Source organism: Seonamhaeicola marinus (assembly GCF_008085455.1).
In genome coordinates this window covers 1-241 of the sequence record NZ_VSDQ01000025.1, presented here as the reverse complement: position 1 = coordinate 241, position 241 = coordinate 1, and the positions used below count along the sequence as shown (strand labels likewise).

At 32.8% G+C, this 241-nt stretch carries 1 protein-coding gene; it reads right to left on the bottom strand.

The genetic code is table 11. The annotated features are described in order from the left end of the window. A partial coding sequence (locus FUA24_RS00190) for a helicase HerA-like domain-containing protein (protein WP_148539576.1) occupies window positions 1–241 on the bottom strand: 241 nt, incomplete at both ends.

The window sequence follows — 241 nt, the reverse complement described above, 5'->3', positions numbered from 1 at the left end:
CCTGTTGAAGCGGTAGAAATACGCCCATAAGCTTCTGTAAATTCGGCCTTACCTTCTTGTGTGGCGTATTGTAATATTTTTTTAAAATCTTTTAAATCTAAAAGCGGTAATTTATTGTCATCACAATATTGAAAAATAACTGATACAATACCACTTTGTGTTTCGGTTAAATCTAAAATTCTAGATAATAAAACGGGGCCAAATTCACTAATAGTTGCTCTTAGTCTAACACCATCTTGCT